Origin of the sequence: Halomonas flagellata (assembly GCF_022487945.1) — a bacterium.
GTDB lineage: Bacteria > Pseudomonadota > Gammaproteobacteria > Pseudomonadales > Halomonadaceae > Halomonas > Halomonas flagellata.
In genome coordinates this window covers 1-635 of sequence record NZ_JAKVPY010000107.1, presented here as the reverse complement: position 1 = coordinate 635, position 635 = coordinate 1, and the positions used below count along the sequence as shown (strand labels likewise).

Genomic DNA, 635 nt, shown 5'->3' with positions numbered 1-635 from the left:
GGTTCAGGTATGCGCGGCGATTTTGGCGGTACTCAGGGCGGCGCAACTGTACCGGAGGACATTGTAGGTTACTCAGCAGACAACGAATATAAAGCCAGCACTGAAGGAAAGGTGAAGCTGCCGGTTGGTGCTGAAATCAACGCTATCACGACCTATACGGCTATTTCTGACTATACCGGCGGCACGATGAAAGCGATGGTCACGAATGACATTTACGATGCCACTAAATCCTACATCCTGGCCCCGAAGGGAAGCCAGTTGTTAATCAAGGTTGTGAAGGCTTCCAACGTTAATGAAATGCTGCAAAACCGCCTTGCCTTTACTGTGCGCTGGCTGGTTCTGCCGGATGGTAAGCGTATCGATTTTCGGAAGGCCAGCGTCCTTGATCGTATGGGTACGCCAGCGGTTGAAGCGGATGAAGTGGACTATCACGTTACCGCTCAGATTCTCGGTGTCACGGCCTACGCCCTGATCGGGACGAAGACCAGTTATGAAGGAACGGGCGACGGTAATGAGTCTTTCGCCGGTAATTTCGGTGAGGGTGCGCGTCAGCAGTCGAACAGTATCGCTCAGAAATATCTCCAGGTAGTGCCAACCGCCACCATTCATGCCGGTGCGCCGATTCGCATCATTAC

At 52.9% G+C, this 635-nt stretch carries 1 protein-coding gene; it reads left to right on the top strand.

What is annotated here, in order from left to right:
• The coding region (locus MKP05_RS21375; protein WP_240570146.1) for a TraB/TrbI/VirB10 family type IV secretion system protein at positions 1-635 on the top strand (635 nt) is incomplete at both ends.